General features: G+C 59.0%; 19 protein-coding genes and 1 tRNA gene. 4 read left to right on the forward strand and 16 right to left on the reverse strand.

What is annotated here, in order from left to right; genetic code table 11:
- Positions 1–2 precede the first annotated feature (2 nt).
- The 3 genes from AGR13A_RS19040 to cpdR all read right to left on the reverse strand — a co-directional run bounded on the left by AGR13A_RS19040 (position 3) and on the right by cpdR (position 1,850).
- A complete protein-coding gene (locus AGR13A_RS19040; protein WP_080838655.1) occupies positions 3–1,016 on the reverse strand; it encodes a substrate-binding domain-containing protein in 1,014 nt (337 codons plus the stop codon).
- A gap of 315 nt (positions 1,017–1,331) precedes the next feature.
- Positions 1,332–1,406 (reverse strand) — tRNA-Val (locus AGR13A_RS19045).
- Positions 1,407–1,487: 81 nt separating this feature from the next.
- Positions 1,488–1,850 (reverse strand): cell cycle two-component system response regulator CpdR, encoded by a 363-nt coding sequence (cpdR, locus tag AGR13A_RS19050; RefSeq protein ID WP_003497910.1) that lies wholly within the window; start codon positions 1,848–1,850, stop codon positions 1,488–1,490.
- 182 nt (positions 1,851–2,032) lie between these two features.
- Here cpdR and AGR13A_RS19055 point away from each other — a divergent pair, with 182 nt between their 5' ends.
- Positions 2,033–2,917, forward strand: a complete 885-nt coding sequence (locus AGR13A_RS19055; RefSeq protein ID WP_035225146.1) for an N-formylglutamate amidohydrolase — start codon at positions 2,033–2,035, stop codon at positions 2,915–2,917.
- Between the two features lie 320 nt (positions 2,918–3,237).
- A complete protein-coding gene (gene hisN, locus AGR13A_RS19060; RefSeq protein WP_080838656.1) occupies positions 3,238–4,014 on the forward strand; it encodes a histidinol-phosphatase in 777 nt (258 codons plus the stop codon).
- Between the two features lie 22 nt (positions 4,015–4,036).
- On the opposite strand, the gene AGR13A_RS19065 is transcribed toward hisN, so the two are convergent.
- Complete coding sequence (locus AGR13A_RS19065; protein WP_080838657.1) at positions 4,037–4,978, reverse strand: alpha/beta fold hydrolase; 942 nt, start codon at positions 4,976–4,978, stop codon at positions 4,037–4,039.
- A gap of 389 nt (positions 4,979–5,367) precedes the next feature.
- Here AGR13A_RS19065 and hspL point away from each other — a divergent pair, with 389 nt between their 5' ends.
- Positions 5,368–5,850, forward strand: coding sequence for a heat shock protein HspL (gene hspL / locus AGR13A_RS19070; protein ID WP_035225150.1), 483 nt, complete (start codon positions 5,368–5,370; stop codon positions 5,848–5,850).
- Positions 5,851–5,916: 66 nt separating this feature from the next.
- On the opposite strand, the gene AGR13A_RS19075 is transcribed toward hspL, so the two are convergent.
- Entirely contained in the window at positions 5,917–6,936 is a 1,020-nt protein-coding gene (locus tag AGR13A_RS19075; protein ID WP_035225265.1) for a bile acid:sodium symporter family protein, read from the reverse strand.
- A 99-nt stretch (positions 6,937–7,035) separates the two neighbouring features.
- Here AGR13A_RS19075 and AGR13A_RS19080 point away from each other — a divergent pair, with 99 nt between their 5' ends.
- On the forward strand, positions 7,036–7,896 hold the full coding sequence (locus AGR13A_RS19080; protein ID WP_035225152.1) for a LysR substrate-binding domain-containing protein: 861 nt from the start codon (positions 7,036–7,038) through the stop codon (positions 7,894–7,896).
- Between the two features lie 6 nt (positions 7,897–7,902).
- On the opposite strand, the gene glpK is transcribed toward AGR13A_RS19080, so the two are convergent.
- The 11 genes from glpK to AGR13A_RS19135 all read right to left on the reverse strand — a co-directional run bounded on the left by glpK (position 7,903) and on the right by AGR13A_RS19135 (position 22,195).
- Positions 7,903–9,402: a glycerol kinase GlpK gene (glpK, locus tag AGR13A_RS19085; protein ID WP_080838659.1), complete on the reverse strand. Its 1,500-nt coding sequence runs from the start codon at positions 9,400–9,402 to the stop codon at positions 7,903–7,905.
- A 70-nt stretch (positions 9,403–9,472) separates the two neighbouring features.
- Complete coding sequence (locus AGR13A_RS19090) at positions 9,473–11,194, reverse strand: ABC transporter substrate-binding protein (RefSeq protein WP_080838662.1); 1,722 nt, start codon at positions 11,192–11,194, stop codon at positions 9,473–9,475.
- 75 nt (positions 11,195–11,269) lie between these two features.
- Entirely contained in the window at positions 11,270–11,563 is a 294-nt protein-coding gene (locus AGR13A_RS19095) for a DUF2160 domain-containing protein (protein ID WP_035225156.1), read from the reverse strand.
- Positions 11,564–11,565: 2 nt separating this feature from the next.
- Positions 11,566–12,441 carry a carbohydrate ABC transporter permease gene (locus AGR13A_RS19100; protein WP_374701213.1) on the reverse strand — a complete coding sequence of 292 codons (876 nt, stop codon included), beginning with the start codon at positions 12,439–12,441 and terminating at the stop codon, positions 11,566–11,568.
- A 39-nt stretch (positions 12,442–12,480) separates the two neighbouring features.
- Positions 12,481–13,347 carry a carbohydrate ABC transporter permease gene (locus tag AGR13A_RS19105; protein WP_035225162.1) on the reverse strand — a complete coding sequence of 289 codons (867 nt, stop codon included), beginning with the start codon at positions 13,345–13,347 and terminating at the stop codon, positions 12,481–12,483.
- A gap of 2 nt (positions 13,348–13,349) precedes the next feature.
- Positions 13,350–14,420, reverse strand: a complete 1,071-nt coding sequence (locus AGR13A_RS19110) for an ABC transporter ATP-binding protein (protein WP_035225164.1) — start codon at positions 14,418–14,420, stop codon at positions 13,350–13,352.
- A gap of 12 nt (positions 14,421–14,432) precedes the next feature.
- On the reverse strand, positions 14,433–15,503 hold the full coding sequence (locus AGR13A_RS19115; protein WP_080838663.1) for an ABC transporter ATP-binding protein: 1,071 nt from the start codon (positions 15,501–15,503) through the stop codon (positions 14,433–14,435).
- Positions 15,504–15,540: 37 nt separating this feature from the next.
- On the reverse strand, positions 15,541–17,064 hold the full coding sequence (locus AGR13A_RS19120) for a glycerol-3-phosphate dehydrogenase (RefSeq protein WP_080838665.1): 1,524 nt from the start codon (positions 17,062–17,064) through the stop codon (positions 15,541–15,543).
- Between the two features lie 107 nt (positions 17,065–17,171).
- A complete protein-coding gene (locus tag AGR13A_RS19125; protein ID WP_080838666.1) occupies positions 17,172–17,945 on the reverse strand; it encodes a DeoR/GlpR family DNA-binding transcription regulator in 774 nt (257 codons plus the stop codon).
- 151 nt (positions 17,946–18,096) lie between these two features.
- Positions 18,097–19,575: a siroheme synthase CysG gene (cysG, locus tag AGR13A_RS19130; protein WP_167377595.1), complete on the reverse strand. Its 1,479-nt coding sequence runs from the start codon at positions 19,573–19,575 to the stop codon at positions 18,097–18,099.
- Positions 19,547–22,195 (reverse strand): nitrate reductase, encoded by a 2,649-nt coding sequence (locus AGR13A_RS19135; protein ID WP_080838667.1) that lies wholly within the window; start codon positions 22,193–22,195, stop codon positions 19,547–19,549. The genes cysG and AGR13A_RS19135 overlap by 29 nt, the downstream gene beginning before the upstream one ends.
- Positions 22,196–22,221: the final 26 nt, after the last annotated feature.

The raw sequence follows: 22,221 nt of genomic DNA on the forward strand, positions 1-22,221 counted from the left end.
CGTCAGCGCCCCTTCATATAGTTATTGAGATCAAAGGAAGCGGCGTTCGCCCTAGTGATCACGGCGAAACCATTGTCCATCGACGGAACCTGCATCGGGTTGAAACCGGACACCTTGTAGTCGTTGAACGGGTCGATCAGGTCCGAATGGGCACCCAGAAATGTGTTCATGAAACCCATGAAACCCTGAACGCCCTGATTGGGATTGATGGACATGTAGATATTGCCCTGCTTGATGTGCTCCAGCGTGGCCGGGGTGATATCCGCATGCAGGATCAGGACCTTCTTCTTCGCCTCAAGGACGGCCGCCGTCGCACCTTCGGCCGAACCGGCCTCGGGAATCCACAGAGCGCCGAGATTGGGATTGGCCTGCAACAGGGCGCCAACCGCCTGATAGGCGAGGTTCGAATCCTGATTGGTTGCCTGGCGGCCGACCAGCTTCATCTGCGGATAGGTGCGACCCATATAGTCGATGAGGGCCGTGACGCGCAGATCGTGATTGCTTTGTCCCGGATTTTCCAGAACGGCATATTCACCTTTTTCGCCGAGTTTCTTGACGATTTCGTCAGCCGCAAATTTCGCCTCGGCGACATTGTCCGAGGTAATATAGGCGGTGCGCTTCGACTTTGGCGAATCCGCCGCAAAAGTCGTCACCGACACACCGGAACCGATCGCCTTGTTGATAGGCTCGATAAAGGGATCGGCCTGCATCGGATGCAGCAGAATGCCCTTCGGCTTCTTCACCAGCTCCTGCTCGAAGGAGGCGATCTGCTTCGTGATGTCATATTCGGGCGTGCCGGTGAAAACCGCTTCGCAACCCAGCGCCTTCGCAGCCTGCTTGAATCCCTCAAAGACCGGCACCCAATAGGGGTGGCTGGAAACCATGACGTTCATCACATAGGTCTCACCCGGCTCGCAGGCGAATTTACCCGCAGCGGCGGCCGGAGAACCGGCAGCAGCGGAAATCGCCACGGCAAAAACACCCGCAGCAACGGTCGATTTCAGAAAAGCCAACATATTCCCCTCCCAAGGACAATGACTTAATCCGCAATAAATTTTGAGTGATGTAATTTATTGCATGTGACTTGAGATATCTGGAAACCAAACGCTCGTCAATGCTTGTGAATTTTATTTTTTGTTGTGAAATTTATTGCGAACCTCAGAGGACTCAAGAGGTTGCTGACAGATAAACCATCGTACGCAAATTCTCACAGGCTGAATCAGGAGCTGGCGAGAGGTTCGAAAAAGAGCGGGGGGCAACTTTGGCCAAACGCTAGCCGGAAACGAGAAAAGGGTTTCTGATTGCTCAGAAACCCTTTTCAAAAATTCGGATGGTGGGCGTGACAGGGATTGAACCTGTGACCCCTACGATGTCAACGTAGTGCTCTCCCGCTGAGCTACACGCCCTCCGTGGCGGCGGATAGACCACAAAACCGGTTCATGCGTCAACTGCTTTTTTTCGGTTTTGTGAAGGTTTTTTGAGACCCCTTACGCCACAAGGAGTTTGTTCACCTCATCCACCAGATCACGCAGATGGAAAGGCTTGGAAAGCACCTTGGCGTCCTTCGGAGCCTTCGAATCGGCGTTCAAGGCGACGGCTGCAAAGCCAGTGATGAACATGACTTTCAGGTCGGGATCGAGTTCGGTCGCACGACGGGCCAGTTCGATACCGTCCATTTCAGGCATGACAATATCGGTCAGCAACAGCGAAAAGGGCTCCTCGCGAAGCCGGTCGTAGGCGCTGGCGCCATTGTCGAAGGAAGAAACCTTATAACCGGCTTTTTCCAGCGCCTTGACGAGGAAGCGGCGCATATCGTTGTCGTCTTCAGCAAGAAGAATTTTCTGATTCATCGTTAAGTGACCGTAACTGCTCAATGTTTGGAATACCCTAGCCCGATTATAGGATTTTCACGGTAAATATCCTGTGAAGACGAGAATCGGTATAGCGCTATATGGGCGATAGTATGGACTTGCCGCACTGTAACTGGCAACATGATCATCCTGATTGTTTGCGACATGGTAAATGGGTCTGAATGGACTGGGTAACGGGTGAATATGAGCTGTTCGAAGTAACGGAACCTGCCGTTCAAACCCTGCCATTCGTCTATAATTCACCCCATAGCGGCCGCTGTTACCCCATCTCCTTCCTGGAATCGGCACGGCTTGATTCGCACGAGATCCGGCGCTCGGAAGATCACTTCGTCGACGAGCTGTTCGCCGCAGCGCCCGAAATCGGCGCGCCGCTTTTGAAGGCGAATTTTCCCCGCGCCTATCTCGACGTTAATCGCGAGCCCTACGAGCTTGATCCGCGCATGTTCGAAGGCACCCTGCCGCCCTATGCCAATATAGGCTCCATGCGGGTGGCCGGCGGCCTCGGAACGGTGCCACGCATCGTCGCCGAGAACATGGACATCTATGCCCACCGCCTGCCGGTGGATGAGGCGCTGTCGCGTATCGAGACGATCTACAAACCCTACCATGCCTGCCTGCGCAGGCTTCTCTCCCGCACCCACGCCAATTTCGGCATGGCGGTCCTGATCGATTGCCATTCCATGCCGGGCAATATCCGCGTCGCGGGCTCGAACCTGCGGCCGGATGTGATTATCGGTGACCGTTACGGCACCAGCGCTTCCCAGGAAGTCTCCCGCGCCGCCCTGCATTTTCTCGAGGAGCTGGGCTTTGTTGCGGTCTGCAACAAGCCCTATGCCGGCGGCTTCATTACCGAACATTACGGGCGGCCGATCCGCTCTCTCCATGCTTTGCAGATCGAGGTCAACCGGGCGCTTTATGTCGATGAAAAGACGCTTTCGAAGAAAGCCGATTTTCCAGCCATTCAGGCATCGCTTGAAATCTTCATGCGCCAGCTTGGCGTCTTCGTTTCGGATTATGCGATCGAGACCTCGCTCGCCGCCGAATAACGCCGAATTCCCCCGATAGTTCATACGCTTATTCCAGATTTCCTGGCCGCGCGCCGGGCAAAAAAAACCGCGCCTTGGCGCGGTCAAGTCTAGGGAGGAAACACCCAAGGAGGGTATTTACAGTCAAAGACTGTAGCTTGACGTTATGCATTGAATGCACAATTGTCAATCAATTTATTTTGTGCATATTTTTTAGGCGTATGCCGAAAATATGGAAACCTCTACTCCGGCAACCGTACGAGTGGACGGCGGATGTGATTCCAGTCTATGCATCTTGCCATACAGTCCAGGCCCCAATGATTCAGGCAATGAGGTTCCATATGCTGCCCGACCGGGATTTCTTCTTTAAACTTGCCGATGCAGCCAGTGCTGAAACGCTTCCCCGCTTCCGCACGGGCATTGCCGTCACCAACAAGCAGGATGGCGGCTATGATCCGGTCACGGAAGGCGATCAGGCTGCTGAAAGCGCCATTCGCGCCCTGATCGAGGCGCACTTTCCGCAGCATGGCATTCTTGGTGAAGAACATGGCAATGTTGGTCTCGACCGCGAGCATATCTGGGTTATCGACCCCATCGACGGCACACGCGCCTTCATTTCCGGCGTGCCGGTCTGGGGCACGCTGATCGGCTTCCAGTCGGCCGGCCGTGCCACGATGGGCGTTATGGACCAGCCCTTCACGAAAGAACGTTATTTTGCCGATGGTCAAGCGGCCTGGTATTTCGGCCCCGATGGCGAGCGCAAGATCCGCACGCGCGAATGCACTTCGCTGTCGGATGCGGTGCTGTTCACCACCACGCCCCATATCTTCACCGCAGAAGAAAAGCCATTTTATGAAAAGGTGGAGGAACAGGTCCGCCTCTTCCGTTATGGCGTGGATTGTTACGCCTATTGCCTGCTCGCGGCCGGCCATGTCGATCTGGTGATCGAGTCCGGCCTGAAGCCCTATGATGTCGGCGCACTCATTCCGGTGGTCGAACAGGCTGGCGGCATCATGACCACCTGGGATGGCGGGCGTCCGGAAAATGGCGGCCGCATTTTGGCCGCCGGCTCCAAAGCCGTGCACGAACAGGCACTCGCCATTCTCTCGAAACTATAAACCGTTTCGTTTCGGCGGCCATTTATTCCGGCGCAAAAAAGGCGTCGATGGCCGCCAGCGCCTGTTTGCGGAAAACATCGCGCTCATGCAGCAATTCATGGCGCGCACCGGTTATGGGAAGAAGCTGCGCCGCCCGGAAGTTGCGCGACAGTTCCTCCTGCGCCTTATAGGGCGTGATCGTATCCAGCATCGGCGCGAGAATAAGGGTCGGAATGGTTATGTTTGTCAGGTGGTCCTGGCGGGTTACTCGCGCCATGGTCTTCAAGGCTTCATAGACCCAACGCGCCGTTGGCGCACCAATGAACAATTCCGGAAATTGCCGATGCAGCAAAAGATTCCTGGCAAAACGTCGGGCGTCGGAAGTCAACGGGTTACCGTCGAAATCCCGTTCGCGCTGGTCCTTACCGAGCTGAACCCTTCCAAGGCCGACGAGACTTAGGACCGTCGAAACCAGCCGGATGACAGACGACGGGACGGATTGCTGACTGTCCAGCTCGATGAATGGCGAACAAAGCGCCAGGCGATCGATCCGGTTCGACAGACGGGGTGCGGCGGCAAGCGCTGCAAGCGCGCCGGTGGAATGGGCGATCATGAAAAACGGTAGCCGCGTATCCGGCAACACCACCTGCTCGAGAAAAAGGCTAATATCCCGCTGGTAGTCGGAGAACCGCCGGACATGCCCGGCGCCCGGCTTCTTCAGCAGCCTTTCGGAACCGCCCTGCCCGCGCGTGTCGAAGGTCGCGACCCAGAACCCCATGGCTGTCAGATCGTTGACCGTTTCGAAATATTTTTCGATACATTCGTTCCGGCCATGCAGCAGAACGACGGTTCCACGGGCAATGTGCCGGCTGGCGCGGAAGATCGCATATCGAAGCTGTTTGCCGCGATCGCCGGTAAAATAACCGACGGTATGGTTGCCGGGAACCGGGTTGTCTTCGCTTTCGCGCAATGTGGCTTCGATCATCGGTCTTTTCCGGCTTTTCTGCCCTCTCGGGATAGGTCGACGGCAAGCGAAGGTCAAAGAAAAAATTGCCGGAACCGTCGGTTAAAGCAGTCGCGGTTCCGGCCAGTAAGACAGAAGAAGAAGGGACGTTATTGCTTCTGTCCACGGAGAATGTCTCCGATGGCTGAAGTTTTATGGCTCTCAAACTGAACGATGCCGGAACCTGACGTTCAGCCATGGTTCATCTTGCCATTCGCCTTTTTGCCCTCACCGCGCCCCCTTGACGCGGCGACAGGCCATTCCCATCTCATTCATGCGGTCGCCAGAACGGGACCGCGCCATATGTCCGGCCGTCGCCAGAACGGGACGCCGGGCTTAACCGCAAACAGTCGCTTCATAAGGAGGACACCATGCGTCACGTCGATTTTTCCCCCCTTTACCGCTCCACCGTCGGTTTCGACCGTCTCTTCTCGATGCTCGACGGCCTCGGACAACCCGAACAGGCCCAGTCCTATCCGCCCTACAATATCGAGCGGACGGGCGAGAATACCTATCGCATCACCATGGCTGTTGCCGGTTTCGATGAAACCGAACTCAGCATCGAATCCCGCGCCAATACGCTGACGGTGAAGGCCGAGAAGGCCGCGGATGAGAAATCATCCGAAGGTGAGTTCCTGTATCGCGGCATTGCCACACGCGCTTTCGAACGTCGCTTCCAGCTGGCCGACCACGTCGAAGTCCAGACCGCTTCCTTAAAGAACGGCCTGCTTCACATCGATCTCGTCCGCAACATTCCGGAAGCCATGAAACCGCGCCGCATCGCAATCTCGTCCGACAGCGCCGATGCGCCGAAGACGATCGAAGCACAGATCACGCCGGCCCAGGTCAACTAAGCCGATCCGGATATCAAACGAACGGCCCCGTCATGGGGCCGTTTTTATTTGATGAAAATTCGCCCTTCAGCGGGTGGAGACGACCGCGCCTTCTGCAGCAGCCGCCTCCGATATGGCCGCTTTTTCATGGGCCTTTCGGGCATAACGCTGTGCCAGCACCGCGCAGACCATCAGCTGGATCTGGTGGAAAAGCATGATCGGCAGGACGATTGCGCCAATGCTCTGGCCGGCGAAAATCGCGCCCGCCATGGGCACGCCGCTGGCGAGGCTCTTTTTCGAGCCGCAGAAGGTGATGGTGATTTCATCGGCCTTGTCAAAACCGAGCGCGCGGCTACCGAACATCGTGACACAGAGAACAAGCGCCAGAAGCACGATGTTGATGACGATGACTACGCCAATATCGCGCAGGGAAAACGTCTGCCAGATGCCTTCGATCACGGCGTCCGAGAAGGCAAGATACACGACCATCAGGATGGAACCGCGATCGACAGGGGACAGCAACTTCTTGCGCGCCCTGATCCAGTCGCCGATCCATGGCTGCAGCACCTGACCGGCAATGAATGGCAACAGAAGTTGCAGGAAGATTTGCAGGAAAGCATCCAGCGAGAATCCGCCGCCATGGCCGCCCACCGTAAACAGCAGGCCGACCAGCAGCGGGGTCAGGAACATGCCGAAAATATTCGATGCGGAAGCCGAACAGATCGCCGCCGGCACGTTTCCTCCAGCCATGGAAGTGAAAGCGATGGAAGACTGCACGGTGGATGGCAGAACGCAGAGAAACAACACACCCATATAGAGCGGCGCAGGCAGAATATTCTCGGGAATGAAACCGATCGCCACGCCGAGCAGCGGGAAAAGGCCGAAGGTGACGAGAAGGATCGCCAGATGCAGGCGCCAGTGCAGGATACCGGCAATCACCACATCCCGCGAAAGCCGGGCGCCGTGCAGAAAGAACAGCAATGCGATCGCCAGCTTCGTCGCAAGCCCGAAATAGTCCGCAGGCTCTCCGCTGATGGGCAGAAACGAGGCCAAAATCACGGTGGCAACCAGCATCATGGTGAAGCGGTCGGGCAGGAAGCGGGTCATGGGAAGTCTTTCCGGCATCGGTTTTGCTTGAAACGCGCGTTACTATCGCTCATCATGAATTCGGATGCAAAGATTAACAGTTATCGTGATTCCAGATAAATGCTGAACCTTCAACATCTTGCCAGCTTCGTCATGCTTCAGCAAACCGGCAGCTTCACGCTGGCTGCTGAACGGCTGGGCATTGGCCAATCCACTGTCAGCCAACATATTCAAAGGCTTGAGGCCGCACTTGGCCGCCGGCTGATCGCACGCAGCACCCATCAGGTAAGGCTGACGGGTGAAGGTGAGGCGCTGCTCGGTTATGCCCGCAACATGCTGGAAATCGACAGTAAGGTATCGTCACTGTTCAGCGAGAACCGCCTGCGCGGGCGCTTAAGGCTCGGCGTTTCCGAGGATTTCGTCGCCAGCCGGCTGACCGCCATTCTGGAAGAGTTCATCCGCCTTTATCCCCTCGTGGATCTGGAACTGACGGTTTCGCTGAGCGGCGTGCTTTACCAGATGCAGGACAATGGCGAGCTGGACGTCGTGCTCGCCAAACGCCGGCTCGGCGACAAGCTTGGGCATTTTCTCTACCGCGAACCGCTGGTCTGGCTGGCCCGCGACCCGGAGCGGATGCTGAGCCAGCCCGACGCCTTGCCGCTGATCGCCTTTCCGCCGCCGAGCATTACCAGAAAGGCGGCGCAGGAAGCACTTGATCGGGCCGGTCTCGCGTGGCGCATCGTCTGTACCTGCGGCAGTCTCAGTGGATTGACCGCTGCCGCAAGGGCGGGCATGGGCATTCTGGTGCAACCGCGCAGCATGGCGCCCGCCGGTCTCAAGGAGATTGCGGCGGATGTGCTGCCGGCGCTCGAAGACGTTGAATTCGTGCTTCAGCCCAGCAAGGGCACCGACACGAAACTGGTGCGCGCTCTTTCCGATCTCGTTTCCAGCAAGAGCATCGCACCGGGCAGTTTCGTTTAAATTCTGTCAGCCTTCCCGCCGCGACAGGCAGCGACCGACACTGTCTCGCCAGCCGGCGATGGCATTTTTCCGCTCAGCCTCATCCATATCGGGATTGAAACGGCGGTCGCGTTTCCAATGGGCGGCAAAGGCTTCACGATCTGGCCAGATGCTGGCGCGTGAGGCAGCGAGCCAGGCCGCACCCAGAATGGTGGTTTCCAGAAATACCGGACGATCCACCGGTGCGGCGAGAACATCGGCCAGCCGCTGCATGGTCCAGTCGGAGGCGACCATGCCGCCATCAACCCTCAACACCGTCTTGCCATTGTCGCCCGCCCAGTCCTTGCGCATGGCGTCCAGCAGATCAAAAGTCTGATAGGCGACGCTTTCCAGCGCCGCGCGGGCAAATTCCGCAGGTCCTGTGCCGCGCGTCAGGCCGAAAATCGCGCCCCGCGCCTCTGCATCCCAATAGGGAGCGCCGAGGCCGGTGAAAGCCGGCACCAGATAGACCCGCTGCTTGGGATCGGCTTTTTCGGCAAGCGCGCTGACTTCGGAGGCGACCGAAATGAAGCCCAGCTCGTCACGCAGCCATTGCACCGCCGCACCCGCAATGAAGATAGAGCCTTCAAGCGCATAGGTCGTCACACCGTCGAGACGATAGGCAATTGTCGTGAGCAGCCGATTTGTCGAAGTCACGCGGTCGGTGCCGGTGTTAAGAAGCGCAAAACAGCCGGTGCCGTAGGTCGATTTCATCATGCCCGGTTCGAAGCAGGCATTGCCGATCACGGCCGCCTGCTGGTCGCCCGCCACACCGAGGATCGGGATTTCCGCGCCCAGAAGCGACTTGTCCGTCACGCCGAAATCGGCGGCGCAATCCAGCACCTCTGGCAGCATGGCGCGAGGAATATCGAGGATGGACAGCAACTCGTCATCCCAGGCATTGTCTTCGATATTGTAGATCAGCGTTCGCGAGGCGTTGGTCGCATCGGTCACATGGCGGCGACCGCCGGTGAGGCGGTAGATCAGGAAACTATCGACCGTGCCAAAGCATATTTCGCCCTTCACGGCTTTTTCGCGAAGGCCGCTGACGCTATCCAGAAGCCATTTGAGCTTGGTGCCGGAAAAATACGGGTCGAGCAGCAGGCCGGTCTTTTTCGAAAAAAGCGGCTCCAGCCCCTGTCGTTTCAGATCTTCGCAAATGGGCGCGGCACGGCGATCCTGCCAGACCACCGCCCGGTGCACGGCTTCGCCGGTGTTGCGGTCCCAGAGCACCGTCGTTTCACGCTGGTTGGTGATGCCGATCGCTTCGATGTCGGAAGCGGCGATGCCGGCATCGGCGAGCGCCAGCCGGATGGTTTCGAGCACGCTTTTCCAGATATCCTCTGCATCGTGTTCCACCCAGCCGGAGGCCGGGAAATGCTGCGGAAATTCTCGCTGTCCGACACCGATGACCCGCATGTCGCGATCAAAGACCATCGACCGTGTCGATGTCGTTCCCTGATCGATCGCCAGAATATAACCGCCCATTATGTCACTCCCTTTCAAACGCAATGACCGGGGCGGCAAGCCGCCCCGGTTTCAAGATTTGGTGCAGACATTACTTCTGCCAGCTTTTGACCAGTTCGTCGTAATTGACGGTGACCGGCTTTTCCTTTTCGTTGGCAATCTTCAGCTGCGGAGCCAGATTGCCCTTCGAAACGGCGTCCTTGTTCCAGTAGTCGATATCGTGTTCTTCCGCCAGTTTCGGACCGATATCGCCCTGCACACCGGCGCGCTCGATACGGGCCATGACCTTTTCCTGCTCGGCGCAGAGCGAGTCCATTGCGGCCTGTGCGGTTTTCGCACCGGACGACGCATCGCCGATTGCCTGCCACCAAAGCTGTGCCAGCTTCGGATAATCAGGAACGTTGGTGCCGGTTGGAGACCATTGCACGCGGGCTGGCGAACGATAAAACTCGATCAGACCGCCGAGCTTGGCAGCCCGATCCGTGAAGCTCTGGTGATGGATGGTGCTGTCACGAATGAAGGTGAGACCCACATGGCTCTTCTTCACATCGACCGTCTTTGAGGTCACGAACTGCGCATAGAGCCATGCGGCCTTGGCGCGGTCGTCGGGGGTGGATTTCATCAGCGTCCACGAACCCACATCCTGATAGCCGAGCTTCATGCCGTCCTTCCAGTAGACGCCATGCGGCGAAGGTGCGACGCGCCATTTCGGCGAACCGTCTTCGTTCACGACAGGCAGGCCGGGCTTGGCCATATCGGCGGTGAAGGCCGTGTACCAGAAGATCTGCTGGGCGATGTTACCCTGTGCCGGCACCGGACCAGACTCGGAGAAGGTCATGCCCTGTGCTTCCGGCGGCGCGTATTTCTTCAGCCATTCGAGATATTTCTCGATGGAATAGACCGAGGCCGGACCGTTGGTATCACCACCGCGCGCCACGCAGGAGCCGACCGGCTGGGACTTGTCGTTGACCTTGATGCCCCATTCATCGACCGGCAGACCGTTCGGCAGGCCCTTGTCGCCGTTACCCGCCATGGAAAGCCAGGCATCGGTGAAGCGCCAGCCGAGTGACGGGTCCTTCTTGCCGTAGTCCATATGGCCGAAGACCTTCTTGCCGCCGACATCGCGGCCGGTGAAGAATTCGGCGATATCCTCATAGGCCGACCAGTTGACCGGAACACCGAGGTCATAACCGTATTTAGCCTTGAAATCCGCCTTGTTCTTGTCGTCGTTGAACCAGTCGTAACGGAACCAGTACAGGTTCGCGAACTGCTGGTCGGGAAGCTGGTAGAGCTTCTTGTCCGGTGCCGTCGTAAACGCGCTGCCGATGAAGTCCTTGAGATCGAGGCCGGGATTGGTGACGTCCTTGCCCTCATTGGCCATGAAATCGGTCAGGTTGCGAACCTGCTGGTAGCGCCAATGTGTGCCGATGAGATCGCTGTCGTTGACCCAGCCGTCATAGAGGTTCTGGCCGGTCTGCATCTGGGTCTGGATTTTTTCGACGACGTCACCTTCCTGAATGATGTCATGCGTGACCTTGATGCCGGTGATGGCGGTAAAGGCGGGTGCCAGAACCTTGGATTCATATTCATGCGTTGTCAGGGATTCGGAAACGACCTTGATGTCCATGCCTGCGAAAGGTTTCGCGGCATCAATAAACCATTGCAGTTCCTTTTCCTGATCGCCACGTGAAAGCGACGACATATCGCCGATTTCCTTGTCCAGAAACTGCTTTGCTTCCTCCATTCCGGCGAAAGCGGAACCCGTCATTGCCAGCAGCATGGCCGCCGTCGTCGTCATCAGATGCCGTCGCATATCAGTCCTCCCAGGGGTTTGCGATTGCATGAAGTCTGCGGGTGCGGTTTTCCTCCGCCGCACCTTTTTCCTGCTCTAGACAAAACGGAAAACGCCGATGGCGTAGACCAAGGATAGAGCGAGAGCCCACCACAGGTTCGGGCCGACCAGCCCGAGCCATGCGAGATGAATGAAGGCGCTGCCGAGCAGCGAGATGAACAGCCTGTCACCGCGCGTCGTCTCGAAACGCAAGAGGCCGAAGCGGGGATTGCCGCCGGGCGAAAGATATTCCCAGAACCACATGCCGACGAGCAGCACGGCGATGGCAGCGAAAAACGCGGCTGTCGCCCAAGTCCACGCCATCCAGGAAAAATCGGGCATCTTCGTCATGGTCAAACCCTCCCCAGTGCAAAGCCCTTGGCGATGTAATTGCGGACAAACCAGATCACCAGCGCACCCGGAATGAGCGTCAGCACGCCGGCGGCGGCAAGCAGGCCCCAATCCATGCCGGCGGCGGAAACGGTTCGTGTCATCGTCGCGGCGATCGGCTTGGCGTCGGTCGTCGTCAGCGTGCGGGCGATCAGAAGCTCAACCCACGAGAACATGAAGCTGAAGAAGCAGGCGACACCGATGCCGGAGGCGATGAGCGGCATGAAAATCTTCACGAAGAATTTCGGGAAGGAGTAGCCGTCAATATAGGCGGTCTCGTCGATTTCCTTCGGCACGCCGGACATGAAACCTTCGAGGATCCACACCGCCAGCGGCACGTTGAACAGGCAATGCGCCAGCGCCACGGCGATATGCGTGTCGATAAGCCCGAAAGCCGAATAGAGCTGGAAGAAGGGCAGCGCGAAAACGGCGGGCGGCGCCATGCGGTTGGTCAAAAGCCAGAAGAACAGATGCTTGTCACCGAGAAAACGATAACGCGAGAAGGCATAGGCCGCCGGGAGCGCTGCGGCGACCGAGATCACCATGTTCATGACGACGTAGATGATCGAGTTGATGTAACCCGAATACCAGGAGGAATCGGTAAAGATCGTCCGGTAGTTCTGAAGCGTCGGCTGGTGCGGATAAAGCGTCATGGACGACACGATTTCCGCATTCGTCTTGAAGCTCATATTGATGAGCCAGTAGATCGGCACAAGCAGAAGGATGATGTAGATCGTCGGCACAAGCCAGGAAAAGCGCGATGGTCCGTGGCGGCGGCGGGAGCGTGCGGCAATGCCTGATAATCCCGCCGAGGCGGCTTTTACCGGCGAATTTCCCATCCGTTCCATGCCTGTGGTGACATCAGAGGCGCTCATGTCTCAAGTCTCCGCGTCGTGGCTGGTCATGACGGTGTAGAACACCCAAGACAGCAGCAGGATGATGAGGAAGTAGATCAGCGACATGGCCGCAGCCGGCCCGAGGTCGAACTGGCCGAGCGCCATCTTCACGAGATCGATGGACAGGAAGGTGGTGGAGTTGCCCGGACCGCCGCCGGTGACGACGAAAGGCTCGGTATAGATCATGAAACTGTCCATGAAGCGCAGCAGGAAAGCGATCAGCAACACCCGCTTCATCTTCGGCAATTGAATGAACCGGAATACCGCAAAACGCGATGCGCCATCGATCCTTGCCGCCTGATAATAGGCATCCGGAATGGACACGAGGCTGGCGTAGCACAGGAGCACGACAAGGCTCGTCCAGTGCCAGACATCCATGATGACGACGGTGATCCAGGCATCGAGCGGATCGTTGACATAGTTGTAATCAAGCCCCAGCTGATTGGCGTAATAACCGAGCAGGCCGATATCGCTGCGGCCGAAGACCTGCCAGATCGTGCCCACGACATTCCACGGCACCAGCAACGGCAGCGCCATGGTGACAAGGCAAACAGGCACGCCGATGCCGGATTTCGGCATCTTGAGCGCGATGAAGATGCCGAGCGGAATTTCAATCGCCAGAATGATGCCGGAAAACAGCAGGTTGCGCCCCAGCGCATCCCAGAACCGGTCCGATGCCAGAATTTCCTCGAACCACTGCGTTCCGGCCCAGAAGAACTGGTTGTTGCCGAACGTATCCTGCACCGAATAATTCACGACGGTCATCAGCGGAATGACGGCGGAAAAGGCAACCAGCACCAGCACCGGCAGCACCATGAACCACGCCTTGTTGTTCCAGCTCTTTTCCATGGTCAGGCCCCCATCTTCACGCGCCAGGAATCGGCAAAGACGCCGATGGCGGCCGGATCGAAGCGAACACCCGCTTCCGCCGGGATTTCCTCGTCTTCGGCCACGACGATCGCGAGTTTCTGGCCGGCGAACCGGGCACGCACGATCTTCTGTCGGCCAATATCCTCGACCTTGTCGACGATGATCGGCATGCCGCCCCGCTCCAGCCGGATAAATTCCGGGCGGACACCAATCTCGATGCGCTGCGCGCCATCGACCTTTGGTACACCGGCGAGCGGCACACCAAGACCGCCGACCACCGCGGTCGCGCCGTCTATCTTGGCGGGAAGCACATTCATGCCCGGCGAGCCGATGAAATAACCGACAAACGTATGTCCCGGCCGCTCGAAAAGCTCGGCCGGCGTGCCGATCTGAACGATCTGTCCGTCATACATCACCACCACCTTGTCGGCGAAGGTCAGCGCTTCGGTCTGGTCATGGGTGACATAGACCATGGTGAAACCGGATTGCCGGTGCAGCCGCTTCAGCTGCGAGCGGAGCACCCATTTCATATGCGGGTCGATCACCGTCAGCGGTTCGTCAAAAAGGATGGCGTTGACGTCGGAGCGCACCAGCCCGCGCGCCAGCGAAATCTTCTGCTTCTGGTCCGCCGTCAGACCGCGGGCGCGGCGTTTGGCCATGCCGGACAGATCGGTCATTTCGAGGATGTCCCGCACCCGGCGGTCCACTTCGGCTTCCGGCACATGCCGGTTGCGCAGCGGAAAGGCCAGATTGTCATAGACCGTCATCGTGTCGTAGACGACCGGGAACTGGAACACCTGCGCGATGTTACGGTCTTCGGTGGCGAGATCGGTGACGTCCGTTCCATCAAAGGCGATGCGTCCTTCGGAAGGACGCAGCAGCCCGGAAATGATGTTGAGCAGCGTGGTCTTGCCGCAGCCGGAAGGGCCGAGCAGCGCATAGGCGCCGCCATCCTCCCATTCGTGATGCACCTCTTTCAGGGCATAGTCGCCAGCGGCCTGCGCCTTGGCATTATAGGCGTGGCGGATGTGATCGAGCGTGATGCGTGCCATGACCGATCTCCCTTACGCCGCTTTGCCGATGGCGCGGCCGTCTACATCAAAAGCCATCAGGTGCCGTGTATCGAGAAACAGCTCGATATCCCTGTCCGGCTCGATGTCGTGAATGCCATGCGCCAGCATGACCCAGCGCCGGCCCGAAAACTCCACATGGACGAAACTTTCCGACCCGGCGATTTCCGAAATCAGCGTCCGCGCCCGGATGGATTGCCGCGCCTCGCCCTTCGCATGCGGGAAAAGATGATGCGGCTGGAAGGCGATGGTCAAAGGGCCATCCGGCACGGCGGCAAGATGCGCCGGCACCGCAATCACTGCCTGGTCAGCACGGGTAAATGCACCGCCCGCCTTGACGACCTCGATGGTGTTGAGCGGCGGATCTGCAAAAATTTCTGCGGTGACGATGTCCACCGGACGCCGGTAAACCTCGATGGTGCGGCTGAACTGCGTTACCCTGCCCTCATTGAGCGTTGCGGTATTGCCGCCCAAAAGCAGCGCCTCGGAAGGTTCTGTCGTCGCATAAACGAAGATCGCGCCGGATTCGGCGAAGATGCGCGGCAGTTCCTCGCGCAATTCCTCGCGCAGCTTGTAATCGAGATTGGCCAGCGGCTCATCGAGCAGCACCAGATTGGCGTTCTTGACGATGGCGCGGGCAAGTGCCGTTCGCTGCTGCTGGCCGCCGGAAAGATTGAGAGGCGTACGGTCAAGATAAGGCGTCAGCTTCAAAAGCTCGGCGGCTTTCCTCACTTCCCTGTCGATGGTCGCCTGATCCTTGCCAGCAACGCGCATGGGCGAGGCGATGTTTTCGTAAACGCTCAGCGCCGGATAATTGATGAATTGCTGATAGACCATGGCGACGTTGCGTTTCTGCACCGGCCATCCCGTCACGTCCTCCCCGTTAAAGAAGATCGCGCCGCCGCTTGGCTTGTCCAGCCCGGCCATCAGCCGCATCAGCGTCGTTTTGCCCGAAAGTGTCGGTCCAAGCAGGACGTTCAGGCTTCCGCGCTGTAACGTCAGATCGGTCGGGTGAATATGATATTCACCACCCGCCATCTTCGAGACGTTTCGCAATTCAAGCATGGTGATCCAAAGCCTCCTCCGCTTGTCGTCCGGATCGTCAGATTGCCTTCAAGCGTTCCCCTGCAATGTCGTCGATATAAGTCTCCAGCCCGCGCACCTCTTCAGGCGTGAAGAAAAGGCCCTGCTTGGTGCGCCGCCACAGAATATCCTCCGCCGTCAGCGCCCATTCCCGCGCCATCAGCCAGCGGACCTCGGCCTCATAAAGCGTGCCCCCGAAATGACGGCCTAGTGCTGACGCCTCCGTGGCAGAGCCGATCAGCGCCGCCGCATCCGTTCCGTAACAACGCACAAGCCGCTTGGCATGACGCTCTTCGAGAAAGGGGTAACGCGACCGGAGGGTAGTGACCTCCGCGGCATAGGCCTCGGCACCGAAATTTCCACCCGGCAAATGCGAACCAGCCGTCCATGGCGCGCCCTTTTCACCCAGCGCATCGCCGATTTTTTCAAGAGCATGTTCGGCAAGCCGCCGATAGGTGGTGAGCTTGCCGCCGAAAATATTGAGAAGCGGTGCTTCGCCTTCCGCCCCTTCGGTTTTCAGCACATAATCGCGGGTCGCTTCCTGCGCTTTCGACGCGCCGTCATCGAAAAGCGGCCGCACGCCGGAATAGGTCCAGACGATGTCCGCCTGTGTAACCGGCTCGGCAAAATATTCGCTTGCCGCGCTGCAAAGATAGCTGATTTCCTCCTCGGTAATCCTAACAGCCCGGGGGTCGGCGGTATAGTCGCGATCCGTCGTGCCGATCAGCGTAAAATCCTGTTCGTAAGGGATGGCGAAGATGATGCGCCCGTCCGGATTCTGGAAGAAATAGGCGCGTGGATCGGCAAACTTCCTGCGCACGATGATGTGGCTGCCCTGTACCAGGCGAACATTGTGGACATTGTTTTTGCCGAATGTCGAAGACAGAACCTTGTCCACCCAGGGGCCGGCGGCATTCACCAGCATGCGCGCGCGATAGGTAGCGGTTTCACCGGCAGCACTTTTCGTTTCAACCCGCCAGAAGGCGCCTTCGCGTCGCGCCGAAACCACTTGCGTGCGGTTAAGGATCAAAGCGCCGCGATCGGCGGCATCACGGGCGTTCAGCACCACGAGACGGGCATCGTCCACCCAGCCGTCGGAATATTCGAAGGCGCGGGCGAAAATCGGCTTCAGCGGTTTTCCGGCGGGGTCGCGGCGCAGATCGAGCGAGCGCGTGGCAGGCAAAAGCTTGCGGCCGCCAAGGTGATCATAAAGAAAAAGCCCGAGACGCACGAGCCAGGCCGGACGCACGCCGCCCTTCTGGAACGGCAGGACGAAGCGCATCGGCCAGATGATGTGCGGCGCCATGGCCCACAGCACCTCGCGCTCCATCAGCGCCTCACGCACCAGACGAAACTCATAATGTTCGAGATAACGCAAACCACCGTGAATAAGCTTGGTAGCGGCGGACGAGGTTCCGGAGGCGAAATCGTTCATTTCCGCAAGTGCGACGGAATAACCTCTGCCGACGGCGTCACGCGCGATACCGCAGCCATTGATGCCGCCGCCGATCACGAAAATATCGTGGATTGCCTCGTCAGACATAAACTCTCCCGCGCTTTCATCGACGCTCTCCTCATCGACATATTGAAAGCACGGACATCTAATTCGAAGACAAAACGAATGTCAAACGAAATTCCGATGACGTGAGATCAGGCCTCACGCGCCTCGGTTTCAATCAGCCGAACGTCATGATCTGCACAGATAGAACGGATCGAATCGACCGGACAATGATCGGTGATAAAGGTATGCACCTGCGAAAGATGGCCGATGCGCACCGGGGCCGTGCGCTCGAATTTGAGCGAATCCGACACCAGAATAACATGGCGGGCATTGGAAATGATCGCCTGCGCAACCTTGACCTCGCGGAAGTCGAAGTCCAGCAGGGCGCCGTCCTCATCAATGGCCGAAACGCCGATGACGGCGAAATCGACCTTGAACTGGCGGATGAAATCCACTGCCGCCTCGCCGACGATGCCGCCATCGGAACCACGCACGACGCCGCCCGCAATCACCACCTCGATACCCGGGAAAACCCGCAACCTGTTGGCAACATTGATATTGTTTGTGATGACCATCAATTCGTGATGGTCCGCCAGCGCTTCTCCCACCGCTTCAGTCGTCGTGCCGATGTTAATGAAAAGCGACGAGTTATTGGGAATGAGGGCGGCAGCGGCAGCGCCGATCGCCTGTTTTTCAACGGAAGCAATGGCGCGGCGCGCCTCGTATTTGACGTTCTCGTTGCCGCTTGGAAAAAGCGCGCCACCGTGGATGCGCGTCAGCACCCGCGTGTCGCAGAGGTCGTTGAGGTCCTTGCGGATCGTCTGAGGGGTCACCGAAAACCGCGCCGCCAGCTCATCCACCAGCACCCGCCCGTTCGCTTTTGCCAGCGCAACGATTTCATCCTGACGCGGTGTAAGCAGCATTTCACCCTCCCTCCTCTTTCAATTTTTTCGTTTTATTGAAGAGCGAACGAAAAACCAATGTCAAGGGACGGTTTTATGGCCGCCTCTGGCAAGAGATGGACGGCTGACAAAAGCAATGCCGTAAGCCAAAAGAAGATGCTTGAATGGCTTATTAGCCGGCTCTCTGAGAAAACAGGCCCACCGGCTCCTGCGGACCAACATCTGAAGACGCTGAGGACGCCGCACGGAACGCATCGCCGATGCCAATCAGCAACGGCTCGTTCACGCCCAGCCTGTCCACTGCCGCAGCCAACTCTGCGAGCGAACCGCACCAGCGTCTTTCATTGGCCCGGCTGACCGAAATCATGATGACAACAGGCGTCGAGGCGGGCATCCCGTGGACGAGCAGCGAAGACTGGATATAGGCAGCGGTTCGGCCGCCCATGTAAAACACGGTGGTCACGGCGGGGTCGGAGAGCGATTTCCAGTCGATATTCTCCGGCAATTTTCCCTGCCGGGAATGACCGGTGACGAAGCGGACCGATTGCGCGTGGTCACGATGCGTCAGGGAAACACCAAGACATGAGGCCATGGCGCTTGCCGCGGTAATACCCGGCACAATCTCAACCGGAATATTTTCTGCTTGCAGTGCGGCGATCTCCTCGCCGGCGCGTCCGAAGATCATCGGATCGCCGGATTTCAGCCGCACCACCCGTTTGCCTGCCTTGGCGAGACGGATCATCATGTCATTGATATCTTCCTGCCGGCAGCTTTCCCGGCCGCCGCGCTTGCCGACCAGCATGCGCTTCGCCTCCCGCCGCGCCAGTTCCAGCACCTCGGCTGAAACGAGATCGTCGAACAGGATGACATCGGCCGCCTGCAAAGCGCGCACCGCTTTCAGCGTCAGCAGTTCGGCATCGCCCGGCCCGGCGCCCACAAGCGTCACAAGGCCGCGCCCCGATCCTGCCCGCGCAGCCTGCATTCCGATATCGGCAAGCAGCCGTTCCTCGCTGCCCTCATCCAGCCTTTCGGTAAAAGCCCGATCGACGAATTTTTCCCAGAAAGAACGCCGCGGCGCACCCGGAGCGAGCCGCAGATTGACGCGCTCGCGGATTGTCTGGGCAAGCGCGCCCCAGTCCTTCAGCGAAAGCGGCAGCAACGTTTCGATGCGCCGGCGGATCGCCTGCGCCAGAATGGGTGCTGCGCCATCGGTGGAGATAGAAACCACCACCGGCGAGCGATTGACGATGGAGCCGAACTGGAACTGGCAGAATTCCGGCTTGTCAATGACATTGACGGGAACGCCGGCCGCCCGCGCTGCATTGTAGAAGCTCTCGGCTTCCGCATCGGTTTCGCAATCCGCCAGCGCCAGTTCCGCGCCGTCGAAGATATCCGGACCCCACGGACGGTCATGCCGTGTCAGCATCTGGCTTTTTGCGATAAGCGCTGCAAAGCTTTCCGAAAGCTCGCTTTCCTCGCAATAAAGATGCAATTCCGCCCCGCAGGCCAGCAGAAGTTCCGCCTTCCAGGCGGCCCCGTCCGATCCGCCCGCCAGCACCACGCGCTTGCCCTCAAGCCCCCAGAAGACCGGCAACTTGGCTAATCTTTCCATGCGGGCCGGTTCATTCCGCTGCGGTTTTAAGGCATCCATCGATGATCCCCCTGATCTCGGCGCGGCAGGAGCCGCAATTGGTTCCGGCATTCAACGCCTTGCCGATGGCTTCGACGCTGTGGCACCCTTCGCGGATGGCCGCGGTAATCTGGTTCACCCCGACATTAAAGCAGGAGCAGACGGTGGCGCCCGGATCGGCGCGGCCGGCACCGGGGCGACCGGCAACCAGCGCAAAACGCATGCGCAGATCCTCATGGCGTTCGGTCAATTGCGAGATCGCCCAGTTGCGGGCGACGGCCACCGGCTGTCTGGCGATGAACAGCGCCGCCAGCAGGATATCGCCATCGAAGAAGGCGAGGCGCAGATCGCCCGTCTGCCGGTCGCTATAACCCAGCGGCTCGATCCTGACATCAATGCCGAAGACCTGCCGCGCCCAGAATGGCCAGTCCTGCGGCTCCTCCGCAAAGGCAAGCTCCATGCGATAGCCGCCATCCGCTTTGGCCGTGGCCCAGTAAGCACAGTCCGGTGCATCCGGCCGGATGCGGGAGATGGCAAAACCATAGGCTTTCGCTTCGAAGCGCCTTGCCCTTACCGCTACGTTTTTCGAGGCGGGCTGGCCGGAATGCGGGTCCGTCACCGGGGCAACCACGACATCGATGCGCGCCCGCGAGGCGAACTGGTCGTTCCAGTGCATCGGCGCAAACACCGATCCGCGCGCCTGCCTCTCACTGACCAGCGCCCGCAGCAGAACCTTGCCATGGGGGCTTTCCAACTCCACCAGATCGGCGCTTTCGATTCCCAGCGCCTGCGCATCGCGCGGATGAAGCTCGGCGAAGGGTTCGGCGATATGGGCGGTGAGGCGTGCGCTTTTGCCGGTGCGGGTCATGGTGTGCCATTGATCGCGGATGCGGCCGGTATTCAGTGTCAGCGGATAATCCGCCGATGTCCTGCACGTCTCCGGCAAGGCCGTGGCAATGAAGCGCGCCTTGCCATCGGCGTGGTAAAACCGTCCATCCGCGAAAAACCGGGTGACGACGCCATTGCCCCGCTCCACTTTCGGCCATTGGAAGGACGCCATAGTGTCGTAGGATTCGGGCTCTATCCCGCTGATGTCGAAATCGCGACTGCCCATATTCTCAAAGCCGGAAAGAGCGGCATGTTCCGCGAAAATCTCCGATGGCTGGCCATAGGCGAAGGCCGTGCCGAAACCCATGCGCCGGCCCACTTCCGCCATTTGCCACCAGTCCGCTTTCGCTTCGCCTGGCGCATCGAGAAAACCGCGCTGGCGGGAAATGCGCCGCTCGGAATTGGTGACGGTGCCGTCCTTTTCACCCCAGCCGAGCGATGGCAGAAGCACATGGGCATGACGGGCGGTATCGGTACTCGCCATGACATCGGACACCACGACGAAAGGACAGGCCTTGATGGCCGCCTCAACGGCGCCGGCATCCGGCATGGAAACCACCGGGTTGGTCGCCATGATCCACAGCGCCTTGATGCGGCCATCGGCCACCGCCCGGAACGTGTCCACCGCCTTCAGGCCGGGTTTTTCCGCAATGGCGGGCGAGGCCCAGAAGCGCCGCACGCGGTCGCGATCCTCGGCATTTTCGATAGCCATATGGGCGGCCAGCATATTGGCCAGCCCGCCGACCTCGCGCCCGCCCATGGCGTTCGGCTGGCCAGTTAGCGAAAACGGCCCCATGCCCGGTCTGCCGATGCGGCCGGTGGCGAGGTGGCAATTGATGATCGCGTTGACCTTGTCCGTGCCGCTTTGCGACTGGTTGACGCCCTGACTGTAGCAGGTGACGGTTTTTTCGGTGCGTTCGAACAATTCGTAAAAGGAAATCAGTTCGGCAATCGTCAGGCCCGTGGCTTCGGCGATCTCCGGCAGACTGTGTCCGGTTGCTGCCTGTATCGCTGCATCAAAACCGACCGTGTGATTGTCCACATAACCGCGATCGATTGCAGGACTATCGGAAAGATGCGCCAGCAGGCCGGTAAACAGCGCCACATCTCCATCCGGCCGGATGGCGAGGTGCATGTCGGCAATATCGGCGCTCATCGTCCGGCGCGGATCGATGACAACGACTTTCATTTCCGGCCGCGCGGCCTTTGCCGCCGCAAGCCTTTGGTAAAGCACCGGATGGCACCAGGCGAGATTGGAACCGGTGAGGATCACCAGATCGGCAAGCTCCATATCCTCATAGGTGCCCGGCACCGTATCGGCCCCGAAGGCACGGCGATGGCCGGCGACGGAAGACGACATGCAGAGCCTTGAATTCGTATCGATATTGGCCGAACCGATGAAACCCTTCATCAGCTTGTTGGCGAGGTAATAATCCTCGGTCAGCAATTGGCCGGAGACGTAAAAGGCAACGGAATCCGGGCCGTGTTCGGCGATGGCTTGAGAAAACCGGGAGGCGACGAGGTCAAGCGCGTCGTCCCATGCCGCCCGCCTGCCGCTGATTTCAGGGTGGAGCAAGCGACCGTCGAGGTCGATGGTTTCGGCCAGAGCCGAACCTTTGGAGCACAGCCGACCGAAATTGGCGGGGTGGGCCTGATCACCCCTGACGGAAACGACGCCATTATCATTGACGGTGGCGATGACGCCGCAGCCGACGCCGCAATAGGGACAGGTGGTTTTTGTTTCAGTGGGCATGGGTTTGCCCCCTCAGTGCGTGGCGG

It is taken from the genome of Agrobacterium genomosp. 13 str. CFBP 6927, assembly GCA_900012615.1.
Classification (GTDB): Bacteria; Pseudomonadota; Alphaproteobacteria; order Rhizobiales; family Rhizobiaceae; genus Agrobacterium.